This is a genomic window from Zafaria sp. Z1313 (assembly GCF_050563205.1).
Taxonomy (GTDB): domain Bacteria; phylum Actinomycetota; class Actinomycetes; order Actinomycetales; family Micrococcaceae; genus JAZDCJ01.
Genome location: NZ_JBNWUK010000002.1, coordinates 85,303 through 98,669, shown reverse-complemented (window position 1 = coordinate 98,669; position 13,367 = coordinate 85,303). Strand labels below are relative to the sequence as shown.

The window sequence follows — 13,367 nt, the reverse complement described above, 5'->3', positions numbered from 1 at the left end:
GAAGTACTACGCTCCCATGTCACGGGCCAACAGGTCGTCTTCCGTCTCCCGGCGGATGATGGTCCGCGCCGCGCCGCCGCGGACGGCGACCACGGCCGGCCGGCCCAGGTAGTTGTAGTTGCTGGACAACGCCCAGCAGTACGCCCCGGTGGCCGGCACCGCGAGCAGGTCGCCGGCGGCGACGTCCTCGGGCAGGTAGACGTTCCTGACGACTATGTCACCGCTTTCGCAGTGTTTTCCAACCACACGGGAAATAATCGGTTCCGCATCCGTCACACGCGAGGCGAGCACCGCGGTGTAGTCCGCGTCGTAGAGGACGGGCCGGGCGTTGTCGCTCATGCCGCCGTCGACGGAGACGTAGCGGCGCCGGGCCGTTCCGGAGTCCGTGTCCACCGTGACGGTCTTGCGCACCCCCGCCTCGTAGAGCGTGAACGTGCTCGGCCCGGCGATGGCCCGTCCGGGCTCGATCGAGATCCGCGGCACGGCGAGGCCGTGGCGTGCCGTGGCGGCGCGGACGACGTCGGCCATCGAGGCGGCGAGCTCGGCGGGCGGGCGCGGGGCGTCCTCCGCGGTGTAGGCGATCCCGTAGCCGCCGCCGAGGTCGAGCTCGCCCAGCTCGACGCCGTGGTGGGCGCGGACCGCGGCGAGGAAGCCGATGAGCCGCTCGGCGGCGAGGTTGAAGCCCTCGGCCTCGAAGATCTGCGAGCCGATGTGGCAATGGACCCCGAGGAGCTCGAGGGCGGGATCGGCCAGCGCGCGGGCCACGGCGGCGGCGGCCGGCGAGGCGTCGAAGGGGCCGGACGACGGCGGGGCGGAGCCGTCCGCTCCCGTCCCGGCTCCCCCGGCACCACCGGCCGGGGCACCCTCGCCGGCGGCGGCGTCGTCCGCTGCGCCCGCGGCGAGCGACAGGCCGAACTTCTGGTCCTCGTGGGCCGTCGCGATGAACTCGTGCGTGTGCGCGTGGACCCCGGGCGTCAGGCGCAGCATGACGGGGGCCGTGCGGCCCAGGCGCGCCGCGACGGCCGCGACGCGGCCCAGCTCGTCGAGGCTGTCGACGACGATGCGGCCGATGCCGAGCTCGAGGGCGGCCTCGATCTCCGCGACCGACTTGTTGTTGCCGTGCAGCCCGAGGTTGCGCGGCGGGACCCCGGCGCGCCGGGCCACCGCGAGCTCGCCGCCCGAGCACGTGTCGAGCCGCAGCCCCTCCTCCGTGACCCAGCGGGCCACCTCGATGGAGAGGAAGGCCTTGCCCGCGTAGTAGACGTCCACGCCCCCGCACAGCGGCGCGAACGCCTCGTCGAAGGCCTCCTTGAAACCGCGGGCCCGGGCGCGGAAGTCGTCCTCGTCCAGCACGAACAGCGGGGTCCCGAACTCCTTGGCCAGCGCCGTGACGGGCAGGCCCTGGACGGTCAGTTCGCCGTCACGGGCGCGGTCGACGCCGGCGGCCCACTCGGCGGGGCGCAGCGCGTTGACGTCGCCGGGGTAGGCGAGCCAGTCGGGGGCGAGCTCCGAGGCCGCCACGCTACATCTTCTCCGGGGCCGAGACGCCGAGCAGGGCCAGGCCGTTGGCCAGCACCTGCGTCGTGGCGTCATTGAGCCAGAGCCGCGTCCGGTTCAAGTCCGTGACCTCCTCGCCGGAGAGCGGGGCGACGCGCGTCGCGCCGTACCAGCGGTGGTAGGCGCCGGCCAGGGTCTCCAGGTAGCGGGCCACGCGGTGCGGCTCGCGGTGTTCCGCGGCCCCTGCGAGCTGGTGCGGGTACTGGGCGAGGACGGCGAGGAGGTCGTTCTCCGTCGCGTGCGTCAGCAGCGCGGCGTCGAAGCCGGAGCGGTCCACGCCGGCGGCCGCCGCGTTGCGCGCCGCGGCCCGGGAACGCGCGTGGGCGTACTGGACGTAGAAGACCGGGTTGTCGTTGGTCTTCTGCTGCAGCAGGTCCAGGTCGATGTCGATGTTCGAGTCCGAGGAGTAGCGGGTCAGCGCGTAGCGTGCGGCGTCGACGCCGACCGCGTCGACGAGGTCCTCGAGCGTGACGACGGTGCCCGCGCGCTTGGACATGCGCACCGGGACGCCGTCCTTGACGAGGTTCACCATCTGCCCGATCATCACCTCGACGCAGGCCGGATCGTGGCCCAGCGCGGCGGCGGCGGCCTTGAGCCGCGCCACGTAGCCGTGGTGGTCGGCGCCGAGCATGTAGATGTTCAGGTCGAACCCGCGCTCGCGCTTGTCCTGGATGTAGGCGATGTCGCCCGCGATGTAGGCGGCGTTGCCGTCGGACTTGATGACGACCCGGTCCTTGTCGTCCCCGTGGTCGGTGGAGCGCAGCCACCAGGCGCCCGCGTCGAAGTAGAGGCTACCGGAGGACTTGAGCTGCTCGAGCAGGGCCTCGACCTTGCCGCCCTGGTGCAGGGAGTCCTCGTGGAAGTAGACGTCGAAGTCCACGCCGAAGTCGTGCAGGGAGGCCTTGATCTCCCCGAACATCATCTCGACGCCGACGGCGCGGAAGCGCTCCTGCGGATCCGCGGCGGAGAGGATGTCCGGTTCGATCTCGAGCACGCGCGCGGTGATCTCGTCGATGTACTGCCCGGCGTAGCCGTCCTCGGGCGTCGGCTGCCCCTGGGCCTTGGCCAGGAGGGAGCGGGCGAAGCGGTCGATCTGCGCGCCGTGGTCGTTGAAGTAGTACTCGCGCGTGACCTCGGCGCCCTGGGCCTGGAAGATCCGGGCGAGGGAGTCGCCGACCGCGGCCCAGCGGGTCCCGCCGAGGTGGATCGGTCCCGTGGGATTGGCGGAGACGAACTCGAGGTTGATGTGGGTCCCGGCGAGCGCATCCCCCGTGCCGAACGCGGCGCCGGCCTGGACGATGTCGCGCGCGAGCCCGCCCGCGGCGGCGGCGTCGAGCCGGATGTTCAGGAAGCCGGGGCCCGCGATGTCGACGGAGTCCACCCCGGGGATCGCGCGCAGGCGCTCGGAGAGCAGCCGGGCCAGTTCCCGCGGGTTCATTCCGGCCCGCTTGCCGAGCTGGAGGGCGATGTTGGTCGCCCAGTCGCCGTGCTCGCGGCTCTTGGGGCGCTCGACGCGCACCGTGTCCGGCACCTCGACGCTGAGCTCGCCGGACGCGACGGCGTCCGAGAGGCAGGCGGAAATGGCGTGGGAAAGCTGTTCTGGAGTCACCCGTCAAGAATAGCGGTGCCCGCCCGGCCCCCGGCGCAGCATGACCCGCCTCACACAGGGCCCCGCCGCTTGGTATATTCGCACCCACGAGGCCGGTGCACCACCGAAGGGACGCCCCATGGAACCGCAGGCCGCGCGTCGACCGCGCCACGGTCCCCCGTGGGCCGCCCGGGCCGCCGTCCTCGCCGCCGGCGCGCTCCTCGTGGCGGCGGCGGGCATGCTGGGCCCGCTCACCCACTCCGCGCCGCAGCTGCCGCGGCTGCCGGCCTGGGACTGGATCCTCGGCGACTCCGCGGCACCCGATCCCGCCCCCGCCCCCTCCGAATCGACGGACCCCGCGCTCGTGTCCGGGCTCGGGGAAGGGATCGCCACCGCGCTGTTCGTGCTCCTGCTGCTCCTCGTCGCGGGCCTCGTGATGGCCTCGCGCGGCAGCGCGCAGGGCGGGACGGCCGGCACGGCGGAGCCCGACGAGCCCGACGAGGCCCGGGACCGCGCGGTCCGCGAGCGCGTCCTCGGGGGGCTGCGGGCCGCCTCGGCCGCGCTCGCCCCCGGTCCGCGCACCTCGACGGATGCCGTGGTCGCCGCCTGGCTCGCCGTCGAGGACGCCTCCGCGGCCCACGGCTCGGCGCGCGGTCCCGCGCAGACGCCGAGCGAGTACGCCGCGTCGCTCCTGCGCTCGCTCGACGTGCCTCCCGCCCCGTTGGCCCGCCTGCTCGCGCTCTACCAACGGGCGCGCTACGCCGGCTCGGCGCCGGAGGGAAGCATCTCGCCCGCCGAGCTGGCGCAGGCCCGCCGCGACGTGGCGGAGCTGACGGACCACGTGGGGCGGCAGCGGTGAGCCGGAGCGGCCGCCGCGGCGCGGAAGGAGACGGTGCCGGGCGCGTCGGGTGGGCGGCCCCGGCGTCGTTCTCCTTCCTCGCCCTCGCCTACTGCCTCTTCACCGGGATCGATCCCGGCCACACGGCCCTGATCACGGCCTCCGGGGCCTGTCTGGGCTTCGTCTACTCGCTCCTGGCGCTGTGGGCCGGCGCCGCGCGCGCTCCCCTGCACGCGGCCCGCCCCGCGTCCGGCAGCGAGGCCTTCCGCGGCGTGGCCTTCGCCCTGCTCTCCGGGCGGGTACGGTCCCATGGCGCGGCGGCGGAACCGCTGCGCCATGCCCTCGAGACGGCCGCGGGGCTCGCCGGGGACCCCGACGCGGTGGGGCCGGAGGCCGCCTGGGTGCTGCGGGTGCTCGCAGCGGACGGCGACGTCCCTGCGCGCCGGGCCCTCGCGGCCGCCCGGCAGGCGCGGTCCTGGCTGGCCGCCTACGACGCCGGGGCCCCGGCCCCGCTGGAAGGAACACGATGAACCACGAGGACCACCGGGCGGCGGACGACGGCGGGGCGCGCGGCCCGGATCGGCGCACCGGTGCTTCCGGGCAGCCGGGCAGCGTCTCCGAGGTGTCCCGCGCGGGACGGGCCGTCCTGGACCGGGCCGCCGAGGCCGTGGTCGGGGCCGACGCCGCCCTCTCGACGGCCCTCGCCGCCGTCCTCGCGGGCGGGCACGTGCTGTTCGAGGACATGCCCGGCCTCGGCAAGACCCTCGTCGCGCGGTCGCTGGCCCAGTCGCTCGGCCTGCCCTTCCGCCGCCTCCAGTGCACTCCCGACCTGCTGCCCTCCGACGTCACGGGATCCTCGCTCTACGACCCGGCCGCCCGGACCTTCGAGTTCCGGCGCGGACCGGTCTTCACGGGCCTCCTGCTCGCCGACGAGGTCAACCGCACCTCGCCGAAGACCCAATCGGCCCTCCTCGAGGCCATGGCGGAGGGCCAGGTCTCCGTCGAGGGCACCACCTACGCCCTCCCGCGGCCCTTCCATGTCTTCGCCACCTCCAACCCCGTGGAGTTCGAGGGGACCTATCCCCTCCCCGAGGCCCAGCTCGACCGCTTCCTCGTCCGGCTCTCGATCGGCTACCCGGACCCCGCCGCCGAGGCCGAGATCGTGGCCCGGCGCCTGGCCCGCGGCATCGACGAACCGGTGCTCGAACCGGTCCTGGACGCCCAGGGGCTCGCCCGCCTCCAGGACCTCCTGACCACGCTGCCCGTCGCGGCGGACATCGTGGACTACGCCGTGCGCCTGGCCGCCGCCACGCGCCGGCTCGACGCCGTCCAGCTCGGGGCCTCGCCGCGCGGGGCGCAGGCGCTCGTGCTCGTGGCGCGCGCGGCCGCCGCGCTGCAGGGCCGCGCCTACGTGCTGCCCGAGGACGTCAAGGGACTCGCCGTGCCCGTGCTCGCGCACCGGCTGGTCCTCTCGCCGTCGGCGTGGGCGCGGGGGCTGGACACCGCCGCCCTCGTCCGGGCCGCCGCCGAGGCGGTCCCCGTCCCCGCGACGGCGGGGTGATCATGGGCCTGCGACGGGTGCTGCGTCAGGCGGACCTGCCCGCCGAGCGTGGCCACGCCCCGGCCCGCCCCGTCGCGGCGACCCTTTTGTCCGCCGAGCGCTCGCCGGCCTGGGGCGTGGGCGTCGTCGCCGCGATCGCGCTCGCCGTCGGGGGCGTCCTCGCGGGGCGTCCCGACGTCGCCGCCCTGGGCGGGCTGCTGGCGCTGATGTCCACCGGCCCCCTGGCCGCCCGGCCCCCCGGACGCCCGGAGCTCGGCTTCGGCTCCGACGCCGTCGACGACGCCGGCCGGCGGACCGCCGTGCTGCGCGATGCCGGCGACGGTTCGGGGCGCCTCATGGTGCTGCGGGGGCGGGGCCCGGGAGCCCGGCAGTCCTGCCTCGTCGCGGCCTCCACGGAACGGCTCGAGCTCCGGGTGCCGCTGCCCCTCTCGGGCCGGAGGGAGGTGCTGCGCTACGCCGTGTCCACGGCCTCGGCCGACCTCGTGGCGCTGCAGGACGAGGGGGCCGCCGGGTCCCTCGTCGCCGGGCTCCGTCCCCTGCCCGCGCGGGCACGCCGCCTGGCGCTGCCCCACCGTCTGCGTTCCCACGCCGGCGACCACCGGGGACCGCTCGCCGGCGGTGGGACGGACACCCTCGGTACCGGAACGTGGCAGGCGGGCGACGGGCTGCGCAGCATCGACTGGCGCGCGACGGCCCGCTCCACGGCCGCCGACGGCATGCCCGTCGTGCGCCGCTTCGCCGCCCCGGCCGATGCCGCGGTCGTCCTCGCCGTCGACGCCCGGGCCGACGTGCCGGCGGATGCCGCCGCGTGGTCGAGGCCGCTCGCGGGGCGCCTGCGCATGGACTCCTCCCTGCACCGGGCCCGGAGCGCGGCGGCCACGATCGCCCACAGCTACCTCGCGGCGGGCGACCGGGTCGGGATGATGGACGCCTTCGGCTTCGCCGCGCCCCTGCCGCCCGCGGCCGGGCACCGGCAGTTCGAGTTGCTCCGGCGCCGCCTCACGACGCTCGCGGTCCCTCCCACGTCCCTGGGCCCCGAGCGTCCGCCGCAACCGCCGCCGGGCGCGCTCGTGTTCCTGCTGAGTCCGTTCCTCGAGCCGGACGCCTGCGAACGCGCGGCCGAGTGGGTCCGCACGGGCCACGTCGTCGCCGCCGTGGACACGCTGCCGGAGCTGGACCTCGGCGGTACGGCCGGGATGGAACGCGCGGCCTGGGAGCTGCTCCTGGCCTCCCGGGCGGCGTCCCATGCCCGCCTGGCGGAACGCGGGATCGCCCTCCTTCCCGCCGAGGGCGTCGAGGCCGCGCTGGACGCGTGGGCCGTGCGACGGATGCGCGCCCCGGGAGGCCCCCGGTGACGCGCAGGCCGGTGCCGGAATCGTTCGAGGCGGTCGGCGTCCGGACGGTGCCCTCGGCCGCGCTCGGTGCCGTGGCCGCCGCCCTCTTCCTCGCCGTGTGCGTCCCGGCCGCCCTGGCCCAGGCCTCGCGCTTCGGCGGGGCGAGCCTGGCGTTCTCGCTCGGGGCCGCCGGCACCGCCGCGGCGCTCGCGGTCTGGATCCCCCACCACCTCACGACCCTGCCGGTGCTCGCGCTCCTCGTCGCCGCGTACCTCGGGCTGTCTCCCGCGCCCGGCTGGCTGCTGCCCGTCGTCGTCCTGGTCCTGCACACGGTGCTCGTGCTGCTCGGGGCCCGCTCGACGGCTCCGGCCTCGGCCCGCTTCACGACGGCCGCGCTGGCCGCCCTGCTGCGCGCGGCCTGGCCCGTGCAGGCGGGCGCCCAGGCCCTCGGCGTCCTGGCCATCGCAGCCGGGGTGCTGCCCCGGGGCGGCATCGCCGGAACCGCGGCCGGGCTCGGCGCGGCGCTCGTCGCCGTGGGTGCCGCCTACGCGGCCGTGCGGATCGGGCGCCGCGCCGGCGGTCCGTGACACGCCGGTCTCCGCGGCCCGGCCGCGCGGCGTCCCCACCGGTGAGCCGTGCGGACCACGCGGCTTCCCCGGCCGGAACCGCGCAGGATCCGCGGACCAGACCGGCTGCTCGCCGCCGGAGCGGCGCCGCGGGCGCGTTGACGTCCGGGCTCGATTTGCTGCTAAGCTCTTTGAGGTTCCCCGCCGGATGCGCAAGCGCCCGGCACGCCCTCGTAGCTCAGGGGATAGAGCGTCCGCCTCCGGAGCGGAAGGTCGAAGGTTCGAATCCTTTCGAGGGCACCGATGCACAGAAGGCCCGGTCCATGACGACCGGGCCTTCTTGCGTGTCCCCGCGTCACGCCGGCCTTGTGGAACACGGCCCGGGCGGGGTAGCCTGAACGCCGTTCAAGTGAACGGTGTTCAACGTTCACGGCCCGCTCGTCCCCCAAGGAAACCGATGAACCGCCTCCGCCTCGATGCCACCGACATCGCCCGCATCGCCGTCTTCGCCGCCATCGTCGCCGTCCTCGGCCTTCCCGGGGGGCTGTCCGTCTTCGGTTCCGTGCCGATCACCGCCCAGACGCTCGGCGTGATGCTGGCCGGCGCGGTCCTCGGCCCGTGGCGCGGCGCCCTGTCGATGGTCGTCTTCCTGGCCCTCGTCGCCGTCGGGCTGCCGCTCCTCGCCGGAGGCCGCGGCGGGCTCGGCGTCTTCGTGGGCCCCTCGGCCGGTTACCTGGCCGGCTGGATCGCCGGCGCGTTCGTGATCGGGCTGATCGTCCACGGCGGCGCGCGGCTGAGCGTGGCCCGCACGGCGCTGGGAGTCCTCGTCGGCGGCATTGCCGTGGTCTACGCCTTCGGCATCCCCGTGCAGGCGCTCGTCACCCGCCTTCCGCTCGAGGCCACGGCCCTGCAGAGCCTCGCCTTCCTCCCCGGCGACCTCGTCAAGGCCGTCCTCGCGACCCTGATCACCATGACGCTCGCCCGCGCCTACCCGCGCGCTTTCCGCGCCCGCACTGCGCACACCGCGGACGCGGCCGCCGTTCCGGCGGACAGCGCCCGATGACCGAAGCGTCCGGAGCGCGGCTCGTCCCGGTCCGGCCCGCGGACGCGTGCGAGGCGTCCGGAGGCCGGGCCGGCGACGGCGGCGCGGCCGCGCTCGCCGCCCGGCTGCGCTCGATCCGTTCCCGGGGCGGCGTCCCCCTCGTCGGCGACGACCGCTGGAGCCCCCGCCAATGGGACGACATCCTCCGCACCTGCGCCGACGCGTCACCGCCCGACGACGCGGCGTGGGCGGGACTGACCTCGGGAAGCGGCGGCTTCCCGCGCGTCGTGATGCGCAGCGCCGCCTCGTGGTCGGACTCGTTCGGCGCCGCCGAGCGGCTCCTCGGGGCCACCGGGGACGACGTCGTCCTGCTGCCCTCCCCTCCGGTCTCCTCCCTCACGCTCTTCTCCCTCGCCCACTCCCTCGAGGGCGGACCGCGGCCCGTCCTGGCCGAGGCGTGTGGCACGGGGACGGGCCCCGCGTCCACCGTCCCGGACGCCGCGGAGGCCACGCTCTTCCACGGCACGCCGCAGGCCCTGCGCCGGCTCATCGACGCCGGGGCCCCGCCGCGCCTGCGCGCGGCCCTCGTGGGCGGCAGCGGGCTCGACGCGCGCCTGCGCCGCGACGCCGCCTCCCGCGGCATCCGCGTCGTCTCCTACTACGGGGCCGCCGAGCTCTCCTTCGTCGCGGTCGACGACGACGGCGAGGGCTACCGCCCGTTCCCGGGCGTCGAGCTGCGCACCCGGGACGGCGAGCTGTGGGTCCGCTCGGCCTTCGTGGCCTCGGGATACCTGCCCGTCGCCGGCGGCCGGGGCCCGGGACCGCTCCGCTCCGAGAACGGCTGGCACACCGTCGGCGACCTCGCCGAGCTCGCCGCAGGACGGCTGCGCCTGCGCGGGCGCGGCGACGGGGCCATCCTCACCGCCTCGGCCACCGTGGTCCCCGAGGACGTCGAATCCGTCCTGCGCGGCCTTCCGGGCATCGCCGACGCGTTGGTGCTCGGCCTGCCACGGGCCGGGGTCGGCGCCCTCGTCGCGGCCGTCGTCGAACCGGCAGACCCCGCCTCCCCGCCGAGCGCAGCCGCGTTGCGCCGTGCCTCCCGAGAGCTCCTGGCCCCCTCGCACCGCCCCCGCCGCTGGTTCGCCGCCGAACTGCCGCGCACCGCCAACGGCAAGCCGGCCCGTTCGGTCGCAGCGGGCCTCGTCGCCGCCGGGGAGGTGGCCCGCCTTGCGTGAGGAACACCCCGTCGTCGTCGCCGCGCGGCGGACCCCCATCGCGACCCGCGGCCGCGGCCTGGCGCGGACGGGCCTCGACGGCCTGGCCGCACCCGTGCTGCGGGCCGTCGCCGACGACGCCGCCGCGGTCCTCGGGACCGGGGCGCCGTTCGCCGACGTCGTGCTCGGCAACTGCATGGGACCGGGCGGGAACCCCGCCCGCGTCGCGGCCCTCGCCGCGGGGCTCGGGCACGCCGTCCCGGGCCTGACCGTGGACCGCCAGTGCGGAAGCGGCCTGGCCGCGGTGATCGCGGCGGCCGAGTCCATCCGCGCCGGCGACCACCGCCCCCGGCTCGCGGGCGGGGCCGAGAGCGCCTCGACGGCGCCCGTGAGGTCGATCGACGGCGTCCCCTACGACCGCGCCCCGTTCGTCCCGGCGGGCTTCCCCGACCCGGGGATGCCCGAGGCCGCCGAGGACCTGGCCCGGGCCGACGGAATCCCGCGGTCCCGGCTCGACGCCTACGCCATGCTCAGCCACGAACGGGCGGCGGCCGCGCACGCCCGCGGCGCCTTCAGCGCGGAGATCGTTCCCGTCGCCGGGCTGGACGACGACGGACTGCGCCCCGGGAGCGGATGCCTCGTGGCGCGCCATGTGCCCCTGTTTCCCGGCGGCGTCGTCACCGCCGGGAACTCGTGCCGGATCAGCGACGGCGCCGCCGCCGTCGCGCTCGTCCCGTCGGACTGCGAACGGGCCGGCGGCGCGGGACGCCCCGCCGGGCTCGCCCTGCGCGCCCACGCCGTGACCGGCAGCGATCCCTCGCTGCCGGGCGCCGGGGCCGCACCGGCCGTCCTCGAGGCCCTCGCCCGCTCCGGCGTCGGCACGGAGGCGCTCGCCGCCGTCGAACTCGTCGAGGCCTTCGCCGCGCAGACCCTCGCCGTCCTCGACAGGATCGGCGTGGCGGAGGACGACGAACGCGTCTGTCCCGACGGCGGAGCGCTGGCCTGGGGCCACCCCTGGGGGGCGAGCGGCGCCGTCGCCGTCGTGCGGCTCTTCAGCCGGCTCGTCCGCGGCGGGGCGCCCGCGGGGACCCTCGGCCTGGCCGCCGCGTCCGTCGGCGGCGGCCTCGGCGTCGCGGCGGTCTTCGAGGTGGTCCGGTGAGCGCGATCCGCCTCGAATCCGTGACGGTGCGCCTCGGCGACACGACGCTCCTGGACGCCGTCGACCTGGCCACCGGGGCCCGCCGGATCGCCGTGGTCGGCGACAACGGCTCCGGCAAGTCGACCCTGGCCCGCGTCATCGGAGGCCTCGTGGTCCCCACGGCCGGGCGCGTCCTGGTCAACGGCGCGGATCCGGCCCGGCGGCGCAAGAACGGGCCCACGCCCGCGGCGTTCGTCTTCAGCAACCCCGACGCGCAGATCATCATGCCGACCGTGCGGGAGGACGTCGCGTTCTCGCTGCGCGCCGAGCGGCTCTCCCGGAGCGAATCGGCGGCCCGCACGGACGCGGCGCTCGAGGAGTTCGGCCTCGCGCACCTGGCCGCCCGCTCCGCCCACGAGCTCTCCGGCGGGCAGAAGCAGCTCCTCGCCCTCTGCGGCGCGTTCGTCCGGCGGCCCGAGCTCGTCGTCGCCGACGAGCCGACCGCGCTCCTCGACGCCCGCAACGGCCGCCGGGTCGCCGACCACCTGCTCGAGGGCCCCTCGCACCGGCTCGTCCTCGTGACGCACGACCTCGCCCTGGCCGGGCGCTGCGACGCCGCGGTGCTCGTGGACGGGGGGCGCATCCTCGCCGTCGACGACGCCGCCGCCGTGGTCCGGCACTACGAGCGCAGTTTGGCATGCTGAGCCACTACGTCTCCACCCCCGGGCCGCTGCACCGGATTCCCGCCGGACCCAAGGTCCTCGGACTGGCCGCCGTGGTCCTCGCGCTCTCCTTCCTGCCCTCGGCCTGGTGGGCGGCGGGAGTGGCGTGGGGCGTCGCGTGCGCCGGCCACCTCGCGGCGGCCCTGGGCCCGCGCGTTTTCCTGGCCCAGTTGTGGTCCCTGCGCTGGATCGCGGCCATCACCGTGGGCATGCAGCTGCTCTTCCTCCCGGCGGAGGCGGCCGTGGCGAACTCCTCCCGCGTCCTCTCGGCGGTCCTGCTCGCCGGGCTGCTCGTGCTCACGACGCGGGTCACGGACCTGCTGGCCGCGCTCGAGCGCGGGCTGAGGCCCGCGGCGGCGCTCGGCATCGATCCGCAGCGCGTCTCGCTCCTGCTCACCGTGACCCTGACGACCCTTCCCGTCCTGGCCCGGATCGCGGCCGGCGTGCGGGAGGCCCAGCGCGCGCGGGGCGCCCGCGGAGGTCCCGCGACGTTCGTCGTGCCGTTCCTCGTCGTGGCGCTCAAGCACGCCGACGAGCTCGGCGAGGCGCTCACCGCGCGGGGCGTCCGGTGAGCCGTCCAGTGGTCCTCGGGGCCGTCGTGGACTCCCTGACCCGATGCGTGCACTACCGGACCGAGCTCGACATCGTGGCCATCCGCTTCCCCTGCTGCGACGCGTTCTACCCGTGCCGCTGGTGCCACGACGAGGTGCCGGGCCAGCACCCGACGCGGACGTGGCCGGCCGCGGACCGGGACGAGGCCGCGGTGCTGTGCGGGGCGTGCCGGAGGACGCTGCGGATCGACGAGTACACCGCGGCCGAATCCTGCCCGCATTGCACGGCCCCCTTCAACCCGCGCTGCAAGCTCCACGAGGAACTGTACTTCGAGCCCCTGCCCGCGCCCTGAACCGGCGTGGGGCGGGAGCCCGACCCCGGGCCGCTCCCCGTCTCCGGCACACGCAAGGGGCCGGCCGTTGCCGGCCGGCCCCTTGCCGTCGGGACTCCGCGACGCCCGCGCTACTGCAGCATCGTGCGGTCGTCGAGCTGGGCGCCCTTGATCTTCTCGAACTCGTGCAGCAGGCCCTGGACGGTCTGCTTCTTCTTGGCCTCCGTGTCCAGGTCCAGGATGATCTGGCCGTCGTGCATCATGATCAGCCGGCTGCCCAGGCGCAGGGCCTGTTCCATGTTGTGCGTGACCATGAGGGTGGTCAGCCCGTGGCGCTCGACGATCTCGCCGGTGAGCCGGGAGACGAGCTCGGCGCGCTGCGGATCCAGCGCCGCGGTGTGCTCGTCCAACAGGAGCATCTTGGGCTCGCTGAACGTGGCCATGAGCAGGCTCAACGCCTGCCGCTGGCCGCCGGAGAGGAGCCCGACCTTGGTCTTGAGCCGGTTCTCGAGGCCCAGCTCGAGCGAGGCGAGCTCCTCGCGGAACCGCTCGCGCTTGGACCGGGTCACGCCCAGGGCCAGGCCGCGGCGGCGGCCCCGGCCGAGCGCCATGGCCATGTTCTCCTCGATGGTCATCGTCGGCGCGCTGCCGGCCATCGGATCCTGGAAGACGCGGCCCATGTAGCGGGCGCGCTGGTAGTCCGCGAGCCGCGTGACGTCGGTGCCGTCGATGTGGACCGTTCCGGTGTCCGGGCGCAGCTTCCCCGAGATGGTGTTCAGGATGGTCGACTTGCCGGCGCCGTTGGAGCCGATGACGGTGACGAACTCGCCGGTGGCCAGCTCCAGGTCGATGCCGCGCAGGGCCTTGCGCTCGTTGACGGTTCCCGGGAAGAACGTCTTGTTGACTTTGGTGATCTTCAGCATG

General features: G+C 75.9%; 14 protein-coding genes and 1 tRNA gene. 12 read left to right on the top strand and 3 right to left on the bottom strand.

Going from position 1 to position 13,367, the window contains the following annotated elements:
* Nucleotides 1-6 precede the first annotated feature (6 nt).
* Both ACQ3I4_RS03705 and argS read right to left on the bottom strand, forming a co-directional pair.
* Nucleotides 7-1,521 (bottom strand): diaminopimelate decarboxylase family protein, encoded by a 1,515-nt coding sequence (locus ACQ3I4_RS03705; RefSeq protein WP_430632835.1) that lies wholly within the window; start codon nt 1,519-1,521, stop codon nt 7-9.
* A 1-nt stretch (nt 1,522) separates the two neighbouring features.
* Complete coding sequence (gene argS / locus ACQ3I4_RS03700; protein WP_430632834.1) at nt 1,523-3,166, bottom strand: arginine--tRNA ligase; 1,644 nt, start codon at nt 3,164-3,166, stop codon at nt 1,523-1,525.
* A 118-nt stretch (nt 3,167-3,284) separates the two neighbouring features.
* Between argS and ACQ3I4_RS03695 the strand changes: the two genes are divergently transcribed.
* The 12 genes from ACQ3I4_RS03695 (at nt 3,285) to ACQ3I4_RS03640 (ending at nt 12,464) form a co-directional block, all read left to right on the top strand.
* The gene (locus ACQ3I4_RS03695) at nt 3,285-4,004 is read left to right on the top strand and encodes a DUF4129 domain-containing protein (protein WP_329861010.1); all 720 of its coding nucleotides are present in this window, start codon (nt 3,285-3,287) and stop codon (nt 4,002-4,004) included.
* Nucleotides 4,001-4,513: a hypothetical protein gene (locus ACQ3I4_RS03690; protein WP_329861012.1), complete on the top strand. Its 513-nt coding sequence runs from the start codon at nt 4,001-4,003 to the stop codon at nt 4,511-4,513. The genes ACQ3I4_RS03695 and ACQ3I4_RS03690 overlap by 4 nt, the downstream gene beginning before the upstream one ends.
* On the top strand, nt 4,510-5,544 hold the full coding sequence (locus ACQ3I4_RS03685; protein ID WP_329861013.1) for an AAA family ATPase: 1,035 nt from the start codon (nt 4,510-4,512) through the stop codon (nt 5,542-5,544). Before ACQ3I4_RS03690 ends, ACQ3I4_RS03685 begins: the two co-directional genes overlap by 4 nt.
* A gap of 2 nt (nt 5,545-5,546) precedes the next feature.
* Nucleotides 5,547-6,899 (top strand): DUF58 domain-containing protein, encoded by a 1,353-nt coding sequence (locus tag ACQ3I4_RS03680; protein ID WP_430632833.1) that lies wholly within the window; start codon nt 5,547-5,549, stop codon nt 6,897-6,899.
* Nucleotides 6,896-7,465 (top strand): hypothetical protein, encoded by a 570-nt coding sequence (locus ACQ3I4_RS03675; RefSeq protein ID WP_430632832.1) that lies wholly within the window; start codon nt 6,896-6,898, stop codon nt 7,463-7,465. Before ACQ3I4_RS03680 ends, ACQ3I4_RS03675 begins: the two co-directional genes overlap by 4 nt.
* A gap of 206 nt (nt 7,466-7,671) precedes the next feature.
* Nucleotides 7,672-7,744 (top strand) — tRNA-Arg (locus ACQ3I4_RS03670).
* Nucleotides 7,745-7,901: 157 nt separating this feature from the next.
* On the top strand, nt 7,902-8,507 hold the full coding sequence (locus ACQ3I4_RS03665; protein ID WP_430632831.1) for a biotin transporter BioY: 606 nt from the start codon (nt 7,902-7,904) through the stop codon (nt 8,505-8,507).
* Nucleotides 8,504-9,721 carry an ANL family adenylate-forming protein gene (locus ACQ3I4_RS03660; protein WP_430632830.1) on the top strand — a complete coding sequence of 406 codons (1,218 nt, stop codon included), beginning with the start codon at nt 8,504-8,506 and terminating at the stop codon, nt 9,719-9,721. The genes ACQ3I4_RS03665 and ACQ3I4_RS03660 overlap by 4 nt, the downstream gene beginning before the upstream one ends.
* A complete protein-coding gene (locus tag ACQ3I4_RS03655; protein WP_430632829.1) occupies nt 9,714-10,859 on the top strand; it encodes a thiolase family protein in 1,146 nt (381 codons plus the stop codon). Before ACQ3I4_RS03660 ends, ACQ3I4_RS03655 begins: the two co-directional genes overlap by 8 nt.
* Nucleotides 10,856-11,542, top strand: coding sequence for an energy-coupling factor ABC transporter ATP-binding protein (locus tag ACQ3I4_RS03650; protein WP_329861019.1), 687 nt, complete (start codon nt 10,856-10,858; stop codon nt 11,540-11,542). The genes ACQ3I4_RS03655 and ACQ3I4_RS03650 overlap by 4 nt, the downstream gene beginning before the upstream one ends.
* A complete protein-coding gene (locus ACQ3I4_RS03645) occupies nt 11,536-12,132 on the top strand; it encodes a CbiQ family ECF transporter T component (protein WP_329861020.1) in 597 nt (198 codons plus the stop codon). Before ACQ3I4_RS03650 ends, ACQ3I4_RS03645 begins: the two co-directional genes overlap by 7 nt.
* On the top strand, nt 12,129-12,464 hold the full coding sequence (locus ACQ3I4_RS03640) for a CHY zinc finger protein (RefSeq protein ID WP_329861021.1): 336 nt from the start codon (nt 12,129-12,131) through the stop codon (nt 12,462-12,464). Before ACQ3I4_RS03645 ends, ACQ3I4_RS03640 begins: the two co-directional genes overlap by 4 nt.
* A gap of 110 nt (nt 12,465-12,574) precedes the next feature.
* On the opposite strand, the gene ACQ3I4_RS03635 is transcribed toward ACQ3I4_RS03640, so the two are convergent.
* Nucleotides 12,575-13,366 carry an ABC transporter ATP-binding protein gene (locus tag ACQ3I4_RS03635; RefSeq protein WP_329861022.1) on the bottom strand — a complete coding sequence of 264 codons (792 nt, stop codon included), beginning with the start codon at nt 13,364-13,366 and terminating at the stop codon, nt 12,575-12,577.
* Nucleotide 13,367: the final 1 nt, after the last annotated feature.